Origin of the sequence: Legionella geestiana, from assembly GCF_004571195.1 — a bacterium.
Classification (GTDB): domain Bacteria; phylum Pseudomonadota; class Gammaproteobacteria; order Legionellales; family Legionellaceae; genus Legionella_B; species Legionella_B geestiana.
Genome location: NZ_CP038271.1, coordinates 931,668 through 952,113, shown reverse-complemented (window position 1 = coordinate 952,113; position 20,446 = coordinate 931,668). Strand labels below are relative to the sequence as shown.

Below are 20,446 nucleotides of genomic sequence, written 5' to 3'. Positions count from 1 at the left end.
CGGGAGAGAACATGCAGGCGAACTGGAGTCTGGTTTTAAATGTCGTTTTACTCATCGGGGTAGTGATTGCCATAGGCTGTCTGATGAAGGTGCGACGCCAGAACTTCGCGCCACAGGCGCGTGTGGCAGGCACACCACGACTCGATACGGCTTTCGATGAAATTCTCTCGGTGCGCCGCATTTCCGGTGAGGAAGAAGAGGCGGATGTTTTGCCGACGCTCTCCACCCGCGAGGCGACCCGTGTTGTCGTGGAAACGCCTCCTGCCTACAGCGCACCGGCGAGCGAGGCACGGGATACCGCGCCCTCCGGCGGCACCATCATGCTTTTTTTGCGTGCGCGTGAAAATCGCCAGTTTGCAGGCTACGAACTGTTGCAAACCGTGCTGGCAGCCGGTCTTCGCTTTGGTGAAGGACAAATTTTCCACCGCTATCAAAACCCCAACGGCACCGGCGCCGTCCTTTGCAGCCTTGCAGCTGCTACGGCCAGCGGTGTTTTTGATTTGCAGAACATCGGTGCGTTTGGTGTGCGGGGTCTTTGTCTTTTTATGGAACAAAGCGGTAACAGCGGCATTGATGAAGAACGCCTTAACGTCATGCTCGACACGGCACGCCACCTTGCAGACGGTCTTGATGCCGATTTACTGGATGCCTCACGCCGTGTGCTGACTGATGAGACCATCAATCGCCTGCACCGTCAGATTGGCAGCGTGGAAACCGATTCGCGGGTGGCATGATGGCTGCCCCGCTGGCGGGTTTGTGCGGGAATCAGTAGACTGGATTTTTAAGCATCGGGAAAAACCATGAATCTCGCGTTTGTTGCGGCAGTACTCGGGGGCACCTGCTCCCGTGACAGCAGGCTGTCCGGCGGTGTCAGCACTGACAGCCGCACGCTCGAGCCTGATTCGCTTTTTGTCGCCCTGCGTGGCGAGCGTTATGACGGGCATCAATACATCGCGGACGCCATCGCGCGTGGTGCCGCGGCCATTGTCTGCGAACGCGCGCCTGAAAACGTGTCCGTTCCCGTGTTTGTGGTGCCTGATGCTGAGAAAGCACTGGCAGAACTGGCGCGCGCGCACCGTGAAACCGTTGACTGCAAAGTCATTGCAGTTACCGGCAGCAATGGTAAAACCACTGTCAAGGAAATGATAGCCGGTATTCTGCCAGAGCCGTCCATGGCGACCCGTGGCAACCTGAACAATCATCTGGGCGTACCGCTTTCTGTTCTCAAACTGACACCAGAGCATCGGTATGCCGTTTTTGAGCTCGGCGCCAACCACCCCGGTGAAATCGCCTTTACCGCACACATTGTGCGCCCGCAAGTCTCACTCATTAATTCCATAGCGCCCGCTCATATCGAGGGATTTGGCAGCATTGAGGGTGTTGCAAACGCCAAAGGCGAAATTTACGCAGCCCTCCCCTCAGAAGGTGCTGCCGTAGTAAACGATGATGACGCATTCGCCCACCACTGGGACGCCATGTTGGGCGCACGCCGTGTATGGCGCTTTTCCGCCGCGCACAAGGCCGATGTGTATGCAGAGAACATCCATTTTGATGCAAACGGCTGTGCAGCGTTTACTCTTGTGTCTGGCACAGAGGCGTTACCCGTAACCCTTCAGGTTCCGGGGGCGCATTCGGTGCGTAACGCGCTTGCCGCCGCCACCTGCTGTCTGGCTGCTGACATTGGTCTTCAAGCGATAGTCAGCGGACTCAGTCGCTTTCAGGGAGTTTCCGGGCGTCTTGCCACGTTTGGCGGGAAAGGGCAGTCCACCATAATAGATGATACGTATAATGCGAATCTCAGCTCTGTACTTGCCGCCATCGATGTGCTGGCAGCGCGTGCAGGGCAGCGCATTCTGGTACTTGGTGACATGGGCGAGCTCGGCGCGTGGGCGCAGTCGCATCACGAACAGGCGGGGGAAGCGGCAAGGAGCCGCGGTATAGACCGGCTCATGACCTGTGGCGAGTTCAGCGCCTTTGCGGCACGCGCTTTTGGAACGGGCGGAGCGCATTTTACCAGCCAGTCATCCCTTGTAGAGGCCCTGCTGCCCTGTCTTGATGCGCAGACTACGGTACTGGTCAAGGGGTCGCGTGCGGCGGGGATGGAAAAAATTGTGCGGGAACTGATGGGCTGAAGGCCATCAGGCGTGTTATGCTTGCCAGTTTTTTATGTACCCGGGGTATCTTTAGGATGCGTATACATGTGCCGTGGGCGATAACAAGGGGAGGAGCTGAACCATGCTCTATTGGCTGACACAGCTTTTGCAGGAACAATACCACGCGCTGCGCGTGTTTCAGTACCTTACCTTTCGTTCCATTCTGGCCGCGCTGACGGCGCTGATTGTCGGACTGTTTTTTGGGCCGGCCATGATTCGATGGCTTCGGGGGCTGCAGATTGGGCAGATGGTGCGCGATGATGGCCCGCAAACCCACCTTTCAAAAGCCGGTACCCCAACAATGGGCGGCACCCTCATTCTTTTTGCGATAACATCGAGCTGCCTTTTGTGGGGAGATTTGCGCCAGCCGGCCTTATGGCTCGCGCTCCTTGTCATGCTGGCCTTTGGCCTTGTGGGCTGGGTGGATGATTACCGTAAAGTGGTGCGTAAGAACAGCGCCGGTCTTTCTGCGCGCCAGAAATACTTCTGGCAGTCCGTCATCGCGCTGGTGGCAGCCTTTTACCTTTACCTGCACGCAAGTCTGCCGGTCAACACTGCTCTCACCGTACCGTTTTTCAAAAGTTGGCACATCGCACTTGGCGCTGCATTTGTGGTGCTGTCTTACTTCGTGATTGTAGGCTCGAGCAATGCGGTCAATCTCACCGATGGCCTTGACGGTCTTGCCATTGTGCCCATCGTCATGGTGGCAGGCGCGCTCGGGGTTTTTGCCTATGCCAGCAGTAACGCCGTGTATGCGCATTACCTCGCGATTCCCTATGTGCCCAACACCGGCGAGCTTACTATTTTCTGCTCGGCGATTGTGGGGGCGGGACTTGGATTTCTCTGGTACAACACCTATCCGGCGCAGGTATTCATGGGGGATGTTGGCTCGCTGGCACTTGGAGCCGGTATTGGAACCGTGGCAGTCATCGTGCGCCAGGAGCTTGTGCTGCTTATCATGGGCGGGCTCTTTGTGCTTGAGACCCTTTCAGTTATCCTGCAGGTAGGGTATTTCAAGTGGACAGGCGGGAAGCGGTTGTTTCGCATGGCCCCTCTGCACCACCATTTTGAACTCAAGGGCTGGTCGGAGCCAAAAGTTATCGTACGGTTTTGGATTATGACGGTTATTTTTGTGCTGTGCGGGCTTGCCACACTTAAACTGCGCTGAACGGAGCGGCCATGCAGAAACAACCGATGCTGATAGCGGGACTTGGTAAAACCGGATTTTCAATCGCACGCCATCTGCAGCGTCAGAACCAGCCGTTTATCGCTTTTGATACCCGAGAAGCGCCAGAGGTGTTGTCGGCCTTCAGGGAGGCGTTTCCTGGTGTGGAAACTTTTGCCGGGACGCTGCCTGATTCCGTGTTTTCATCACTCTGCGCCGTGGTAGCAAGCCCTGGTGTGCCACTTGATACGCCGGTACTGCAAAAAGCGCGCGCATTGAACATTCCGGTCTGGGGCGATATCGAATGCCTCGCGCGTGAAATAGACGCACCGGTCATTGCCATAACCGGTACCAATGGCAAATCAACGGTTACGGCACTGGTTGGCGAAATGGCCCGCATGGCCGGGATGCGGGTCGCGGTTGCCGGCAACATCGGCACACCGGTGCTCGATGTCCTTGAGACTGCAGAAGTGCCCGAAATCTGGGTACTTGAGCTTTCAAGTTTTCAGCTCGATTTGCAGGAGAGCCTGCGCCCAATCGCCGCGGCCATTTTAAACGTAACGCCAGACCACCTTGACCGCCACAAGTCACTCGAAGCTTATGTGGCGGCCAAGCACCGCATCGCGCACCATGCATCGACCCTTGTCATTAATCGGGAAGACCCTTTGACGCGTCCGCCTGCTGCCTCAGGCACCACGTGCATCAGTTTCGGCCTTGACGCGCCTTCTGCTGATAACTGGGGGTTGCAGACTGAAAATGGGCATACATACCTTTCGAGGGGCCCGAAACAGCTCCTTGACTGCGCAGACCTGCCACTTCAGGGACGCCACAACTGGCAGAATGCCCTGGCAGCCGCGGCCCTTGCTCACAGCGCCGGTATTTCCGATGAGGCCATTGTCCGTGCGCTGACCTCCTTTAAGGGCCTGCCCCACCGCTGTCAGTGGGTGCGCACACTTGATGGCGTGCAATGGATCAATGACTCTAAAGGCACCAATACCGGCGCCACCGTGTCGGCTATTGCCGGCACCGGCGCGAGCCTTTCCGGTAAAATCGTCCTGATTGCCGGTGGACAGGGCAAGGGTGCCGATTTCAGCGAGTTACGCGCGCCGGTCGAAGCGTTTGGCCGTGCCGTGATCCTGATAGGAGAAGACGCTGAAAAAATAGCCCGCGCGCTTGATGGCACCGTGCCACTTCATCGTGCCGCGACACTGAAAGACGCCATTGCCAGAGCACGAGCCTGCGCGCAACCCGGGGACGTGGTGCTGTTATCGCCTGCCTGCGCAAGCTTTGACATGTTTCGGGATTTTAACCACCGTGGCGAGTGCTTTACCAGTGAGGTAAACGCACTGTGACTGCCCAACGCGCCCGCCATGCGCCAGGACCTCTGGCACTCTATGACCGCTGGCTGATGGGAGCGGTGCTCGGCCTCATCATCACAGGCCTCATGATGGTGGCTTCGAGCTCGGTGATGGTGTCCGTCAAATATTATCATCAGCCGTTTCATTTTCTGATACGCCAGGGATGTTATCTCGCAGTGGGGCTGATGCTTGCCTTGATAGTGGTCCGCACGGACAGCAGTTTCTGGGAAAAACTTGGGGTGCCGCTCCTGCTTGTCTGCCTCGTGATGCTGGTGCTGGTGCTGATACCCGGTATCGGGCGCACAGTTAATGGCAGTCGCCGCTGGCTCGCACTTGGGCCGATTGGCATTCAGGTATCAGAGCTTGCGAAACTGACCATGATTCTCTACATGGCTGGTTATCTGGTGCGTCACCAGGAAAAGGTGCGTCAGTCGATTTCCGGCTTTCTCCTGCCGATGATTATTCTTTCAGTATTTGCTTTCCTTCTGCTGCTTGAGCCAGACTTTGGCGCCACGGTGGTGATAGCCTCTACCACCATGGCCATGCTGTTTCTTGCAGGTGTGAAACTGCGCTATTACGCAGGCCTCGTTATTATTGTGCTCGTGAGTCTTGCTGTTTTAGCCGTGTCCTCGCCCTATCGCATGGCGCGTCTGACAGCTTTTCTGGACCCCTGGGCAGATCAGTTTGATACCGGTTATCAGCTGACACAGTCGCTGATTGCCTTTGGACGCGGTGGATGGTTTGGCACCGGCCTTGGGGATAGTGTCCAAAAACTGTTTTATCTGCCCGAAGCGCACACGGACTTTCTCTTTGCAGTACTGGCAGAAGAGCTGGGGCTTGCGGGAGTTCTCGTGGTGATGACACTGTATAGTATACTGGTAGGAAGAGGTCTTAAAATTGGGCGCGACGCACTGGAGAGCGAGCGCTTTTTCGCAGCATGGACGGCATTCGGGTTGACTTTCTGGCTTGGGATGCAGGCAGTGGTTAACATGGGGGTGAATGCCGGACTGCTGCCGACCAAAGGGTTGACGCTGCCGTTTATGAGTTATGGCGGTGCCAGCATGGTCGTCAATTGTGTAGTGGTGGCGTTGTTATTGCGCATTGATCACGAGAATCGCTGGCTCTCCCTTGGATTGGGCAGACCAGCCTCACAAAGGGGACACGGGTGAACACAACGGGGAACTATGTAACGCCAAGGATGGGGCGGGTAGAGCGAATCCACTTTGTGGGGATTGGGGGTGCCGGCATGTGTGGCATCGCGGAAGTACTCCATAACGAGGGTTACCGGATATCAGGTTCTGATCTTTCAGAAAACCGCAGTGTTGAACGCCTGCGCTCGCTCGGCATTCCCGTTTTTATCGGCCATCACCTGGATAACATCGCCGGTGCGGATGTGGTCGTGCAATCGACCGCGGTGGCCTCTGAGAATCCCGAAATTGTTGCGGCACGCGCTGCAGGCGTGCCAGTCATACCGCGTGCGGCGATGCTGGCAGAGCTCATGCGCTATCGCCATGGCATCGCCATTGCCGGTACGCACGGCAAAACCACCACCACAAGCCTTGTGACCAGTCTGCTCGCCGAGGGCGGCCTCGACCCAAGCTTTGTCATTGGTGGCAAACTCAACAGCAGCGGCACGAATGCGCAACTTGGGCATTCGCCCTGGATTGTGGCGGAAGCCGATGAGAGCGACGCCTCTTTCCTCTTCCTGAAGCCGCTGATGGCGGTGGTCACCAACATTGATGCCGACCATATGGGAACCTATGGTGACGACTTTGACCGGTTGCGTGACACGTTCCTCGAATTTTTGCACCACCTGCCGTTTTATGGACTTGCCGTGGTATGCGCTGAAGATGAAGAAATTCGCCGCATTCTGCCTGATATTGCGCGTCCGGTGCGTACCTATGGTTTTCGTGAGGATGCGCACTATCGCATCAGTGGATGGACTCAAAGCGGTCTGGTCAGTGAATTTAGCGTAACGCGTCCAGAACCACATGCGCCCTTGTCCATACAGTTTCCATGGCCCGGTCGCCACAATGTGTTAAACGCGGTTGCCGCCATCGCCATCGCCACCGAAGTTGGCGTAAACGATGCGGCGATTATCAGGGGACTTGCGACATTTCAGGGAGTCGGGCGGCGTTTTCAGATGCTCGGAGAGCGTCTTTTTGCCAGAGGTCGCGCATTGCTTGTCGATGATTATGGTCATCATCCCAAGGAAATTGCATCGACCATTGATGCCTTTCGCCGCGTATGGCCCGGGCGTCGCCTTGTACACGTGTTTCAGCCACACCGCTATTCGCGTACCCAGTCGCTTTTCCCCCAGTTTGTCGATAGCCTCTGCCTGTCTGACACGTTGTTGCTGCTTGATATCTACTCTGCCGGAGAAGTACCACTGCCAGGTATCTCGAGTGAGGCGCTTGCCGAGAAAATTGCGGCACGTGGCACCTCTGTTGTACGGATTACTGAACAAAATTCGCTGGCCAGCGCGCTCGATGCGCAGGTGCAGGACGGAGATGTGATTTTGCTTCAGGGGGCCGGTAACATCGGCCAGATGGCTTTGAATCTGATGCAGCCTCACGAGGAGACAGCGTGAACACCATCGAACGTTCGCCATTGTCAGAATCTGGATATGAGGGCGTACTGCTCCTCAAGGAACCACTTGCGGGCTACACGACCTGGCGGGTTGGGGGTGAGGCGTCACGTCTCTATAAGCCTGCCAGCATCAATGATTTATCACGCTTCCTCGCGCGTCTTCCCAAAGAGGAGCCGCTTGTATGGCTTGGGCTTGGGAGTAACTCACTGATTCGTGACTCAGGCTTTGAGGGGACGGTTATCCTGACGCAGGGATGCCTCAGGGACATCGCGCTGGTGGGAGAGGGGCTTGTGCGTGTGGAAGCCGGGGTATCCTGTGCGAGCATGGCGCGATTTTGCGCACGCAATAACCTCGAGGGTGGCGAATTCTGGGCCGGAATTCCCGGCACCATGGGCGGGGCGCTGCGCATGAATGCCGGTTGTTTTGGGCATGAAACCTGGGAATTTGTGGTATCGGTAGAAACCATGACGCGTGATGGACAGCGTCACACGCGTACACCCGCAGACTTTGATATTGCCTACCGACACGTTCGCGTGCCGGATAACGAGTGGTTTGTGGCGGCCACCTGCTCGTTCTCGCAGGGCGAGAAAGCGGCATCGCTTGAAAAAATTCGGCAACTGCTTGAACACCGCGCGAATACCCAGCCCACCAGCGAGTACAACTGTGGCTCGGTGTTTCGTAACCCGCCGGGTACGCACGCGGCGCGCCTGATTGAATCCTGCGGCCTCAAGGGCAAACGCCTGGGTGGAGCCCGTGTTTCGGAAAAGCACGCCAACTTCATCATCAACCATGAAGGGACGGCCAGTGCCGCCGATATTGAATCGCTGATAGTACATATCCGTGAAGCAGTGCATGCACAGACAGGCATTGAACTGATTACGGAAGTGCATATCCTTGGAGAATAACATGTCACAACCGGTCAGGGTGATATTGCTGTATGGCGGTCGTTCCGGTGAACACGAGGTGTCGTTGATTTCAGCGGCCAGCGTGCTGATGAACCTGAGCCCGCAAAAATATGAAGTTATTCCTGTTGGCATGGACAAGGCGGGATGTTTTTTTCGCAACTCTCTGCAGGAAATGCGGGACTTCGCCGCAAAGGGCGCGCTCCCGGTGCGAGGCGCGCAGTCAACGCCGATTGCCTCTCTTTTGATGAATGGCCGGCTGGCCATTGATGCTGATGTGGTGTTTCCCATCGCACATGGCGCTCTGTATGAAGATGGCTGTCTGCAGGGGCTGCTGGAGCTTGCGGACGTGGCTTATGTAGGATGCGATGTTCTGGCTTCAGCGATTGGCATGCACAAAACCATGGCAAGACGCCTGATTCAGGTAGAGGGTGTCGAAGTTGCGCCGAGCCGAGAAATCAGCTCAGGCATGGATGCGGACACACGCGCCCGTATTTGTCGGGAAAGCGCGCAGGCCTTTGGGTTTCCGCTTTTTGTGAAACCAATGTCGCAGGGGTCAAGTGTTGGCGTTCATAAGGTGGATACACCAGCGTCGCTCACTGATGCGGTGATAGACGCACTGCGCTATGACCGGAACGTGCTGATTGAAGGCTTTGTGAAAGGGCGTGAGATAGAACTTTCCGTGCTGGAAAGCGAGCTGCCAGGAGAGCCTGCGCGGGTGAGCCTTCCGGGTGAAATTTGCGTGCACCATCCAGACGGGTTTTATTCTTACAACGCCAAATATGTTGAAAGCGATAAAAACGAACTGGTGGTACCGGCTGTTATGCCGCTGGCGCTTCAAAACCGCCTGCAGGAGGCTGCGCGCACTATTTTTGCGCAGCTCGGCTGTCGGGGCATGGCGCGTGCCGATTTCTTTGTGGATGATGTCAATAACCGTATCTTCTTTAATGAAATCAATACATTGCCGGGCTTCACGCCGTTCAGCATGTACCCAAGAATGTGGGAAGCATCAGGTCTTTCCTACACGGAGTTGCTCGATACACTGATACGCCTTGCTGGCATGCATTACCGAGCAGAAAAACAGCTGGTTACCGATTATCAGTAAGTCCGGAGAGCAGGGCAGATTATGGAAGCAGAACGCGAGCAGTGGCGCGATGCCTGGCTGATGAGCTTTCTCGTGGTGTGTGCGCTGCTGCTCGCGGCGCGCCTTGTTTACTGGTACCTCGCGAGTCCTGAACGCTTTCCGGTCAACACTGTTAAAATTACCGCAAGCTATCGCCATGTAAGCCGCACCACCCTTGAGTCTATTCTCTCAGAATTTTCAGGGGCGAGTTTTTTTTCCCTGCCGGTGCGCCGTCTTTATGCGAGGCTCTCAGAACTTGATTGGGTGGAAAAAGCGGATGTGGAGCGTCAGTGGCCGGATACGCTGGTGATTCGCCTGAAAGAACGCACCCCTCTTGCCCGCTGGAACCAGACTATTCTTACGCAGGATGGTGCACTGGTGCCGCTTTCTGAGGGGGCAGGGAGTCTTCCAACACTCCCGGTGTTAACAGGTCCTGAAACCCAGCGCGCAGAAGTCTTACAAGTTTACAAAAAATTGAGTAAGCTATTATCGAACTATGGCATGTATGCCACTGCACTGAATTTGCGCGATAATCAGGCATGGGAGCTCACCCTGGCGAACGGATTTGAAATACGCCTCGGAAAAAAGGATTTGGAAACGCGTCTGCACCGCTTTTGTAAGGCTTATCCGGCCGTATTTGGAGACACACCAAATCAGATGGCGAGCGTGGATTTACGATATCCGCACGGCATGGCCGTGCGCTGGAAACAATAAACGGGAAAAGCATGGCTAAGAAACCGGAAAAAAATATCATTACAGGCCTTGATATCGGCACGTCCAAAGTCATCGCCCTTATTGGCGAGGTGAATGCCGATGGCACCATAGAGGTGACTGGCATGGGGCGGCATCCCTCGCGTGGCCTGAAGCGTGGAGTCGTTGTCGACATTGAGGCGACAGTCAACTCCATTCAGCGTGCCGTTCAAGAAGCGGAATTAATGGCGGGAACGGATGTACGCACGGTCTATGCCGGTATTGCCGGCAGTCATATTAGAAGCCTCAATTCTCATGGTATTGTCGCTATTCGCGACCAGGAAGTATCAGCCGCAGACGTGGAACGTGTCATAGATGCCGCCAAAGCCGTAGCGATTCCTGCCGATCAGAAAATTCTGCATGTACTGCCTCAGGAATTCATCATCGATAACCAGGGCAGTATTCGCGAACCGGCCGGGATGGCGGGCGTGCGGCTCGAGGCGCGTGTGCACATTGTGACCGGTGCCGTCAGTGCCGCCCAGAACATTGCGAAGTGCGTGCGACGCTGTGGACTCGATGTAGGGGATATCATCCTTGAGCAGCTCGCCTCAAGCCATGCGGTTTTGACCGACGATGAAAAAGCACTCGGCGTCTGCCTCATTGACATTGGCGGTGGTACGACCGATGTCGCCGTATTTGTCGATGGCGCGATTGCGCACACGGCAGTCATTCCTATTGCAGGCGATCAGGTGACTAATGACATCGCCATGGCACTGCGCACACCGGCAAAAGCGGCCGAAGCCATCAAGCTCAAACATGCGTGTGCCCTGCCGGAGCTTGCCGACAGTAACCAAATGATTGATGTCTTGAGCGTCAATGAACGTCCCGGGCGTAAAATCTCTGCACGCGCTCTGTCTGAAGTGGTCGCCGCGCGTTATGAAGAACTTTTCACGCTCGTGCATAATGAACTGAAGCGCAGCGGCTTTGCCGACAGCATCGTTTCAGGCATTGTGCTGACGGGGGGAGCTTCCTGTGTGAACGGTGCCATTGAACTCGCGGAGCTGACGTTCCAGATGCCGGTGCGCCGCGGAAACGCGGTACATGTCGCAGGACTTGCTGAGGCGGATATCAATCCTTCACTGTCGACGGCGGTGGGGCTCTTGCTGCATGGGTTTCAACAGCAGTATGAAAGCGGGTATGCCGTTACCCCAATGGGTGATGGTGCGAAAGGGGTATGGTCACGGATGAAGGCATGGTTTAACGGTAATTTTTGAAGCATACAATCAAGAACGAATTTCAGGGGAGACGCGGTAATGTTTGAATTGATGGAAAACAGTCCAGAGAAAGAAGCGCTGCTTATAGTTGCCGGTGTAGGTGGCGGTGGCGGAAACGCGGTCGGCCACATGGTCGAGGCAAAAATCCCCGGCGTAAAATTTATTTGCGCCAACACCGATGCACAGGCTCTGAAGGGCTCTAATGCAGATGTGCTGATTCAACTTGGCGATGAATTGACCCGAGGCCTTGGGGCAGGCGCTAATCCCGCAATTGGCCGTCAGGCAGCGGAAGAAGACCGCGAACGCATTCGTGAAATTCTCGCTGGCGCTGATATGGTGTTTATCACTGCCGGTATGGGCGGTGGCACCGGTACCGGTGCGGCACCTGTTTTCGCTGAAGTCGCGCGTGAACTTGGTATCCTGACCGTAGCAGTTGTAACGCGTCCGTTCTCGTTTGAAGGAAAACAGCGTGCACTGGCTGCAGAAGAGGGCATTCGCCGTCTTGCTGAAACCGTAGACTCTCTGATTACTATCCCGAACAACAAGCTGCTTAGCGTACTTGGCAAAAACATCAGCCTGCTGAATGCTTTCAAAGCCGCGAATGACGTGCTGCTCGGAGCCGTGAAAGGGATTGCTGATCTTATTACCCGCCCAGGCCTTATTAACGTCGACTTTGCAGACGTTCGAACGGTGATGTCGGAAATGGGCATGGCCATGATGGGAACCGGCAGCGCCAGTGGTGAGCAGCGCGCACGCCAGGCAGCAGAAGCCGCGATTGCCTCTCCATTGCTTGAAGATGTTAATTTCTCCGGTGCACGCGGTATTCTCGTGAACATCACCGCGGGTCTTGACATGACGATTGGTGAATTTGAAGAAGTCGGCGATGTCGTTAAGGAATTTATTTCTGATGATGCCACCGTTGTTGTGGGCACGGTGATAGATCCTGACATGACGGACGAAATGCGGGTAACCGTTATCGTGACCGGCCTTGGTGAGAACCGCCAGCGAACAGCAGCAGCGCAGGCGCCTGCGGCCCGCACGGCGCGCCTTATGGAAACGACCCGCAGTGACGGAACGCTCGACTATCATCAGCTTGACAAGCCGGCTGTCATTCGCAAGCAGGCCAACAGCGCCAGCCGTCCTGCTACCGATGCGGTGCCTGATGTTGATTACCTCGACATTCCGGCTTTTCTGCGCCGTCAGGAAGAAGTCACCAGCTGATAATCGATGTTGTCCGGTGCCTTTGGTCGCCGGAAAAAAACCGGGCTTGTCCCGGTTTTTTTATGCCCCGGCTGATGGTGGAAGACGCATCATCAGCCTGACACGCAAATATGAGGCTCAGCCGTTACCCGGCGAGCGGGAGGCGGCCCACGGTTTCTTCTCCCAAACCTCCTCTTCGATAGCGGTCAGCGCATCGCTGGAGCTGGTCTGCAGCTGGAAGATGCGACTGCTAAACCCCATGCCAGTGGTCAATATGGAGACGGCACCGGAAGAATCGAGCTTTGACAGCGCCTCCTGGTATTGCTCCGGTGTCTCAGCGCGCAGAAGCGCCTCAGCCAGTATTTCAAGAATTTTTCGTTTTAATGCAACGTCACGAAGACCTTTACATCCACTCGTGTATGGCTCTTCCCGCAGGTCATCTGCCGAAACGCCGAGCCAGTTACTTCCCTGACGCCATTCATTCCATGCGGAAGGCCGGTAATGTCGCTGGACGAGCTCCCGGGCGGCCTCGGCAACATGGTCTTCCACGATGCTGTTGCGCACGGGCTCACGCTCGGGGCTTTGGTGCAGGAGTTCACCGTCTGGCGATGCTTCATCCGCTCCAACCGTGAGAGACACATCTTCGTCTGGAGGCACAGACGAAGCCGCGGGCGCATGCCATGGATTGTTCTCGGGAGTGAGATTGAGGGTACGCGCCCTGTTTTGGGCGAGGTTCAGCAAGTCGCGAAAGCAGGGAGCGGGCTTCAGGTGGTGTTTTTTTGCAAAAGCGGATTGCTTTGTAAAGGCCTCTTCCAGGTCTTTGGCATCACAGTGGTTGATACCGGTTGCGGCTTGCAAAATCCTCTGTAATTCCTCTTTGGGGTATTCGGGTACAGCGAGGGTCAGCATGCGGCGTGCCAGTGCGCTGCTTTGCGCCTGGCGCCCGGCCATGGTGACGGGGTTTTGCGTGCCGATGACCATAAAGCCCGGATTGTCGGGGCGCTCTCCGTTGGGACCTGTACCCATGAGCAGGCCATTAAGGAGCTTTTCCATCATGGGGGAGCTGTTGATTTCATCGATAATAACAACCGCACCGGCATGAAAGGCTTTCATCAGGGCGCGGGTTTTTTCTTCAAGCCCCATGCTGACGGGTATTTCATAGTAGAAATTACCGACAGGGAATACGTCAGCCGTTACATCTGCGCGCTGATAGTCACGGGTGCGCAGAAAGTTTTTCACGAAATCGCTTTTGCCAACACCAGGCTCGCCTTCAAAGATGATGCCGCCAAGGCCGCCATATTTTTGCGCATCGTTCAGACCGTCTTTTGTGAGGCGGGCATGGCGAAGCGCCAGCAGATTCCCCATGCGTTCGGCCAAAGGCTGGCGGGATGGCGTCAGGATGAAGTTCCCGGCGAGCATGGCATACTCCCCAATGGCCGGCTCTTTGGGGAATCGCTGCTCAAAAGCCTGTTTGTGCTCAGGCGGCAGGGTAAGGCCTGCAATGGTGTACGCAAGCTCACGCGCCCGTTCAATCGATGGTGATTGAGGGGCATGCGTTAAAAGCAGCGCCATCATTTGCAGCTCGCGCGGGGTGATGAGCACTTCATCGGTTGAGCGCTCGCAGACATACTGATAAACATCGAGTATGGGCTGACAGAGGGTCAAGATTTCTGCTTCAGGCATGTCTCCTGGAAAAACAGGCTTTAAAATGTCTTCATAAATGCAGGCAAGCGGCAGGGGGTCAAAAATGAGCGCCTTGCCGTGACGCGCAAAAAGGGAAGCGAGGCTGCGGTCATCGCCATAGCTGACTGGATTGCCGGCAAAGACGACACGGTGCGTATCAGTAAGCGTCACCAGCTCCCCATTCACGAGCAGCGTGGGCGGCTGATGAAACAGGCCTTCAAATTGACTCCACTGACGCAGCTCGAGGTTTGCTTCGTCAATAAAAAGGACTTTAAGCGCATCACTCTTGTCCGTTATCCAGTCCTGCAGCGCTTCTTCACCCAGATGTACCGAATGTTTTTTGGCGAGATGCTCGCGGACAATGGTGGTTTTGCCAACGCCGGTGAGGCCGGTTAAGAACACAAAGGGTGACGAGGACAATACCCCTTCGACCGCATCAAGCCGCCCTGTATGAAACCTTCTGGCTTCATCCAGGCTGTTTTCGGCGTTAAATGGCGCAAGCTCCACCTTGCCGGGCAGGGTTTCCATGCCTTCCCATGCTTTTTCAGGGTTTTGGCCGGGATGAACGCGGATAAAGTCGCGCCTTGCCTTAAGTGGTGCGAATGAAAGGGTTTGCAGAGCCTCTGCTCCGCCAATGGCGCTCAGCTCTTCGTCCTGCAGCTCGAGGAGTGCCTGTTTTTCGGCAGCGGTTACTTCGTGTGCTGATTGCTCGGTAAACGCGAAGGTTTCTGGATGACTGGCAACCAGCATGAGCCGCCCTGTGGTACTCTGACCGCGGCGCGTATAGATGACCTCGGCAAGCTCATCGGCCAGTTCCGGCGAAAAAGCGCCTGTGAGCAGCACGGAATGCCCTGCATCGAGCGCCATTGTTAAGGCACTGATTTTTTCCGAGAAGACAAAACGCCCGGAATCGTTGTCAAACCTGCCCTTCAGCGAAGCCAGCAAATCGCCTGGATGGCATTCGGATATATCCACCACCCGCCATTGACCGGGCTCTTTTTGGGTGACATCGGCAATGGTGGCATCGGGGTCGGTGCTTATGACAACGGCCGTGGCGCGTTTGGCATCGTGCTGCCATGGCCTGAATGCCGCGTCCTCTGTCTGGCGGCTGGACGATGACGATGAGGATGAGGAAGCCGCCACCGCTGAGGGCAAGAAAGTCGGCATCATGGATGCAGACGTAAAATGCAGATGCAGTCGGACCTGGTGCTTTTGGGCGGCAGACAGGCATTCGGCCCATGCGTCTTCAGATAAAGCGCGGGTGACATTCAGATGCAGCACCTTGTCCGCATGTTCTTCAAGCAATCCCGGCAGGGTGTAGAGGCTCTCATCACGGCATTCATAGCGGCGAAACAGTTCCGGCAGTTTCTGCGGATTGCAGACGATACCATCCTTTGCAAAAACCGTATCGAAACTCGCACCCTGAAGAAGCGCCTGCCAGTCATAGCCCTGCTTGAGCGCGATACTGGTCGTTTCCGGGAAGGGCAACTCCCCTCGGGCATGGTTGATGTGCCCCTGCACGCGAGCCTGCTGCCAGAAGTGCTGGAAATCCGGGTCATCCAGTGGTGCGTTTTCCAGGGTAATGGGCTTGCCCGATGACAAGGCCTGAGTCAGGGAGCCTTCTTCAAAGTACAGGTCATTGCCCTGCAGCGTCCAGCGGCCAAGCAGGCGCTCTTTCCAGTCCGCTGCCTGATAAAGATTAATGAGGACGGCATCGGCGCTGGCATCCGCTTCTTCAGCGAAAGGCGTGACTATGGCCGCTGCAAGTTGTCCTGCATCCACAGGGCAGGTTTCCACATTCCCGCCGAAGCGCGAATAAAAATCCGAACCCGTGTAGCGGTCTGGTTTTTGGGTGTTGATAAGGCCAATGACTTTGGCAGCTTTCGGAACCGCAACGCCATCCGCAAAGCGCTCATTATCAAGGAGCGCATTAAAGCGCACGATGTCATCGGCCGCAAAATTACTGTAGTTGACAATCAGGATTGGTGGATTATCCGTTTCGTATGACTTTTGCAGAAAGTCATACAACGCACCTCCCGGGCCCTTGCAGGATTCGCCCGCCAAACTGTCAGAATCCTTGAAGCGCACAAAAGGCGCCTGGCATATCAAATCGTCTGGCGAGTGGATGTAAAAAACCGGGCGGCTGATGTGCCTGCAATGGGTCTGCAGCTGATGTTGCAGGCCCGTAAGCGCCTCGCCCGAGGGCAGTTCAATCAGGCATTTTTCAGGAGCGTCAAAGCGCACTTTCTGCTGGCAGTATTCCCTGAGCCCGCTTTCCTGCGGGGCGTTTGTTTCCCAGGTGGCGAGCATGGCTTCATAGACAGAAGATTGGGGCACGGGCGGTTTATCAGAGACTTCGTGCCCGTTGGCATCAAGATGCGCCTCAATGACAGTTTCCTGGACTTCTCGTGAAGCGGCAGGCTCAGCCTCGGGAGGCCGTGGCTCCTCTATGCGCAAATTCGCGGGATAACCGCCCAAATCCATTTTCAGCCAGCAGCCTTCAATGCACACTTCCGCAAAAGCGTGGACGTCATTCGTGATAATGCGAACAGGGATGCCTGGGTCGTATTCCGTCATGGCGGCCTTAAAGGCGACCGCCCGGTGACGGCAGGCGCCTTTTTTCTGGCGGCGGATGGCATCCAGATAATCCTTGCCACTCCAGTTATCGCCGGTGTTTTCGAGCTCGCCAGAGCCATAAGTCTTAATTTCTTCAAAGAGGGCTGCAATGGCTGGTGGCAAGACCGGCAAATGACGTGGTTCTGCCGGTTGCAGCACAAAGTGTATGCGTATGGTTTGTGTCTGAGTGCCGCTTTTGATGTAGTAGCGGTTATCTTCCTCAGAGTAGGCAATATGGATATCTGCATCAACAGGTTCTGTATGGACCTCTATAAGTTTTTCATTCGGGAACAATGACGCGAGCGGCTGCCAGGAGGCATCAAGCGTTAACTCCTGTATGCCAAGAAAGGCGGGCATGAGGCCAAAGGTTGAACGACGGGCGGGCGGTTTTTGCAGGCGACGGAAGTCGGTTGGTTGAAAGTCTTCCTGAACGCTGTTGTTAATCAGGGAAAAAGCCTGTTCAATCAGGCAGGTCTTCCCGCCCAGGCGCAGCTCATCAAAAACATTCAGGCGATAGCTGCTGACACCTGGCTCGATGCCCCCGGGAACGAGCGGATAAAAAATCTTTTGTGCACGCATCGTGGTGTTTTTTGGCGATGTATCGGCATCAAACGTCTGCGTTTTAAGCGCTCGATGCTTGCTCGAAGACGAGTCTTCTCGAGGGTGCGCGGGATTTTCAGCACGTGTAAGGGGCGCCTGAGAGGAGGCTGAAGAGGAGGCGCGCGAGTGTGGGTCCGAATTAAAAGGCAGGGGTGCGTGCAAGTCTTGTGGTTTAGGATAAGTGACATCCCTGTTGCGTAAAAGTTCCTGAAGTTCAAAAGGGAGGCTCTCTTTGGTGAACTGCGGGCAACTTTGAAGATCCAACACCTTAAGATTCGGCGCTTTCAGGAGGATGCTTATGAGGCCCTGGCTGGTGATAGTGCTGTATTCAAGGTTCAGATTTTCAAGTGCGGGAAGTGCGCCGCAGGTTATCGCATCGGAAATGTGTGTGCATCGAGCAAGGTCAAGTTTTTTTAACTGCGGAGCATGGCGTAACAGGGCGGAGAGGTTCTGGCTGGTGATGGCGCTGTATGCAAGGTTCAACTCTTCAAGTGCGGGAAGTGCGCCGCAGGTTATTGCATCGGAAATATTTCTGCAGTAATAAAGGTCAAGTTTTTTTAACTGCGGAGCATGGTGCAACAGGGCGGAGAGGCTCTGGCTGGTGATGGCGCTGTATGCAAGGTTCAACTCTTCAAGTGCGGGAAGTGCGCCGCAGGTTATCGTATCAGAAATGCGCCTGCAGTGAGCAAGGTCAATTTTTTTTAACTGCGGAGCATGGTGCAACAGGGCGGAGAGGCCCTGGCTGGTGATGGCGCTGTATGCAAGGTTCAACTCTTCAAGTGCGGGAAGTGCGCCGCAGGTTATCGTATCAGAAATGTGCTCGCACGATGAAAGGTCAATTTTTTTTAACTGCGGAGCATGGTGCAACAGGGCGGAGAGGCCCTGGCTGGTGATGGCGCTGTATGCAAGGTTCAACTCTTCAAGTGCGGGAAGTGCGCCGCAGGTTATTGCATCGGAAATATTTCTGCAGTAATAAAGGTCAAGTTTTTTTAACTGCGGAGCATGGTGCAACAGGGCGGAGAGGCTCTGGCTGGTGATGGTGCTGTCTCGAAGATTCAGCTCTTCAAGTGCGGGAAGTGCGCCGCAGGTTATCGCATCGGAAATACTTTTGCAGTAAAAAAGGTCAATTTTTTTTAACTGCGGAGCATGGTGCAACAGGGCAGAGAGGCTCTGGCTGGTAATGGTGCTGCTTCTAAGATTCAGCTCTTCAAGTGCGGGAAGTGCGCCGCAGGTTATCGCACCAGAAATATTTTTGCAGTAAGAAAGGTCAATTTTTTTTAACTGCGGAGCATGGCGTAACAGGGCGGAGAGGTTCTGGCTGGTGATGGTGCTGATTGCAAGGTCCAGATCTTCAAGTGCGGGAAGTGCGCCGCAGGTTATCGCACCGGAAATGCGCCTGCAGTGAGCAAGGTCAAGTTTTTTTAATTGCGGAGTATGGTGCAGCAGGGCGGAGAGGTTCTGGCTGGTGATGGGGCTCCTCGGTAAAAAAAGCGTTTCAAGAGCCGGTAAGGACAGTGGCGCGTTCAACAGGCCCTTGATGTCGAGTCGCGTCAAGTCCATTGTGGAAAGCCTCGGTACAGTCCTGAGCAACGTTTCCAGTGCCGAAGCTTCTATTGCCCCGCTTACACTCAGGGCTTCAATGTTTTTCAGGCTGATGGAGGCCGGGAAGTCTGCCTTATCAAGAGCGAGCAGGTTTAACCGATTCAGCCGCGTTGCGGCATGTGTTAATGCCGCGAGGCTGGCTCTGGAGTCCAGAGACAGCGACTCAAGGTTTACAAACAGACTGAAATCCATACTGTCCCAATCCAGCTTTTCGCAGCTCTCAAGTGCAAGGTGCCTGAGGTTTGGAGTATTTCTTATGAGGGTTTCAAGGGTTTTGTTGTCAATGTCCGAACCCGCAAGATTCAGTGTTTTGCAGGAAAGCGTGAAGCGTATCGACTGCAGGCATGCCGTGTTTTGCGCTTTTTCAAGCCCGAGGCGCTTTAGTGAGCTGAACTTTTGTAATAAACCCGGGAAGCCATCGGGGAGAGTCAGCGCCTCCTCGCAATGATGGACAGTCAGCGACTCGATGCCTGCAAAATCGTTACCATCAAATGTTTTATCGCGCCGGGTGAGTGTTTCATGACGTGTTAACGTATCAAGGTCGCCAGGGGAGAGATTAAGCGCGCGAAAATGCCATGTAACCGTTGCAATGTTCAGAGCGCTTCCAAGCTCTCTGGTCATGCTGATATCATCCGGGAATGTTTGGCAATTAATCGCATCAAAAGGCGGTTTGGCCTGCTTGAGCGCGGCTAATAACGCTTTGCGTTCACGCTCTTCTAAATTGTGCCACCAGTCTCCGGTTTCAAGCGTTTTCCCATGGATTTTGCTGCCATCGACAAGGGCATTCAGTTGATGAAAATCGATAATATGCAGCATATCTCTCGCGATTTTTTGCCTGCCGCCCGCCTCTACAAGCTCATCCTCAGAGCATGGCTGATGCTCTTGCTTCAGTACGCTGACAAGTTCAGTGCCGCTGCGCGCTTTCACAAGCTTGCCCGCATGAAACGCATAGAGCGGATACCCCTCCTGCAAAAGTGCATCAGCAAGCCGCGTGACCTGGACCGTTTTATTCGTATCCCAGCCCCTCGCGGACCAGTCATGAAAGAGAATATGTTGTTTTTTCTCGTGTTGCTGTGGGTTAGGGGTGGCAAAACAGGGCTTGCCGGCAAGGAGTCTCTCTACGCTCAATGCGCCGCGCGGCAGTGTTGACCAGCCTGCCTGGCTGGTTTTTTGGCGGCGCAAAAAATCAAGCGTAAATTTTTTGTGCGGCTCGACAGTCAGAAAATCCGAAGTTAAAGACCAGGGGGTATAAACCATAATACCGTGAGAGTCATTTTCGCCCAGTGCATCAAGCTGCAAATTGACCGCCACCCCTTCGTTATGAATCGTCAACCCACGGGGGCTTTCCCCAACTCGATGACCTATTATCCGCAGCAGCTGCCAGTACTCATCGAAATGCTTGCGCTCTATATTCTGGCTACTAATAAAGGTTCCATCCGTTTTTCTGATGATAAATCTAACAGGCATGATTTCTTAACTCACAAATCGGT

Annotated in this window: 12 protein-coding genes; 11 read left to right on the top strand and 1 reads right to left on the bottom strand. The window is 55.1% G+C overall.

The genetic code is table 11. From position 1 onward, the window contains the following. The first annotated feature begins 11 nt into the window (after positions 1–11). The 11 genes from E4T54_RS04135 (at position 12) to ftsZ (ending at position 12,476) form a co-directional block, all read left to right on the top strand. Positions 12–734 (top strand): cell division protein ZipA C-terminal FtsZ-binding domain-containing protein, encoded by a 723-nt coding sequence (locus E4T54_RS04135; protein WP_028386075.1) that lies wholly within the window; start codon positions 12–14, stop codon positions 732–734. Between the two features lie 66 nt (positions 735–800). Beyond that, positions 801–2,132, top strand: coding sequence for a UDP-N-acetylmuramoyl-tripeptide--D-alanyl-D-alanine ligase (locus E4T54_RS04130; protein WP_028386074.1), 1,332 nt, complete (start codon positions 801–803; stop codon positions 2,130–2,132). A 103-nt stretch (positions 2,133–2,235) separates the two neighbouring features. Beyond that, on the top strand, positions 2,236–3,321 hold the full coding sequence (gene mraY / locus E4T54_RS04125) for a phospho-N-acetylmuramoyl-pentapeptide-transferase (protein ID WP_028386073.1): 1,086 nt from the start codon (positions 2,236–2,238) through the stop codon (positions 3,319–3,321). 11 nt (positions 3,322–3,332) lie between these two features. Further along, positions 3,333–4,670: a UDP-N-acetylmuramoyl-L-alanine--D-glutamate ligase gene (murD, locus tag E4T54_RS04120; RefSeq protein ID WP_028386072.1), complete on the top strand. Its 1,338-nt coding sequence runs from the start codon at positions 3,333–3,335 to the stop codon at positions 4,668–4,670. A gap of 56 nt (positions 4,671–4,726) precedes the next feature. Then, the gene (gene ftsW / locus E4T54_RS04115; protein ID WP_081776718.1) at positions 4,727–5,845 is read left to right on the top strand and encodes a putative lipid II flippase FtsW; all 1,119 of its coding nucleotides are present in this window, start codon (positions 4,727–4,729) and stop codon (positions 5,843–5,845) included. A 29-nt stretch (positions 5,846–5,874) separates the two neighbouring features. Continuing rightward, complete coding sequence (murC, locus tag E4T54_RS04110; RefSeq protein ID WP_115152868.1) at positions 5,875–7,266, top strand: UDP-N-acetylmuramate--L-alanine ligase; 1,392 nt, start codon at positions 5,875–5,877, stop codon at positions 7,264–7,266. Between the two features lie 5 nt (positions 7,267–7,271). Beyond that, entirely contained in the window at positions 7,272–8,171 is a 900-nt protein-coding gene (gene murB / locus E4T54_RS04105) for a UDP-N-acetylmuramate dehydrogenase (RefSeq protein ID WP_028386069.1), read from the top strand. A gap of 1 nt (position 8,172) precedes the next feature. After that, on the top strand, positions 8,173–9,273 hold the full coding sequence (locus tag E4T54_RS04100) for a D-alanine--D-alanine ligase family protein (protein ID WP_028386068.1): 1,101 nt from the start codon (positions 8,173–8,175) through the stop codon (positions 9,271–9,273). Positions 9,274–9,294: 21 nt separating this feature from the next. Then, entirely contained in the window at positions 9,295–10,005 is a 711-nt protein-coding gene (locus E4T54_RS04095) for a cell division protein FtsQ/DivIB (RefSeq protein ID WP_028386067.1), read from the top strand. Positions 10,006–10,016: 11 nt separating this feature from the next. Continuing rightward, complete coding sequence (gene ftsA, locus E4T54_RS04090) at positions 10,017–11,255, top strand: cell division protein FtsA (protein WP_028386066.1); 1,239 nt, start codon at positions 10,017–10,019, stop codon at positions 11,253–11,255. Positions 11,256–11,294: 39 nt separating this feature from the next. After that, entirely contained in the window at positions 11,295–12,476 is a 1,182-nt protein-coding gene (ftsZ, locus tag E4T54_RS04085) for a cell division protein FtsZ (RefSeq protein ID WP_028386065.1), read from the top strand. 117 nt (positions 12,477–12,593) lie between these two features. Here the strand turns inward: ftsZ and E4T54_RS04080 are convergent, their stop codons facing one another. Continuing rightward, a complete protein-coding gene (locus E4T54_RS04080; protein ID WP_115152806.1) occupies positions 12,594–20,423 on the bottom strand; it encodes an AAA family ATPase in 7,830 nt (2,609 codons plus the stop codon). Between the last annotated feature and the right edge of the window lie 23 nt (positions 20,424–20,446).

Excerpts from the sequence above, each read along its gene's own strand:
- E4T54_RS04080 (WP_115152806.1), bottom strand. The coding sequence starts at position 20,423 with ATGCCTGTTAGATTTATCATCAGAAAAACGGATGGAACCTTTATTAGT.
- ftsA (WP_028386066.1), top strand. The coding sequence starts at position 10,017 with ATGGCTAAGAAACCGGAAAAAAATATCATTACAGGCCTTGATATCGGC.
- E4T54_RS04100 (WP_028386068.1), top strand. The coding sequence starts at position 8,173 with ATGTCACAACCGGTCAGGGTGATATTGCTGTATGGCGGTCGTTCCGGT.
- murD (WP_028386072.1), top strand. The coding sequence starts at position 3,333 with ATGCAGAAACAACCGATGCTGATAGCGGGACTTGGTAAAACCGGATTT.
- ftsW (WP_081776718.1), top strand. The coding sequence starts at position 4,727 with ATGGGAGCGGTGCTCGGCCTCATCATCACAGGCCTCATGATGGTGGCT.
- E4T54_RS04095 (WP_028386067.1), top strand. The coding sequence starts at position 9,295 with ATGGAAGCAGAACGCGAGCAGTGGCGCGATGCCTGGCTGATGAGCTTT.
- E4T54_RS04135 (WP_028386075.1), top strand. The coding sequence starts at position 12 with ATGCAGGCGAACTGGAGTCTGGTTTTAAATGTCGTTTTACTCATCGGG.
- murC (WP_115152868.1), top strand. The coding sequence starts at position 5,875 with ATGGGGCGGGTAGAGCGAATCCACTTTGTGGGGATTGGGGGTGCCGGC.
- mraY (WP_028386073.1), top strand. The coding sequence starts at position 2,236 with ATGCTCTATTGGCTGACACAGCTTTTGCAGGAACAATACCACGCGCTG.
- E4T54_RS04130 (WP_028386074.1), top strand. The coding sequence starts at position 801 with ATGAATCTCGCGTTTGTTGCGGCAGTACTCGGGGGCACCTGCTCCCGT.
- ftsZ (WP_028386065.1), top strand. The coding sequence starts at position 11,295 with ATGTTTGAATTGATGGAAAACAGTCCAGAGAAAGAAGCGCTGCTTATA.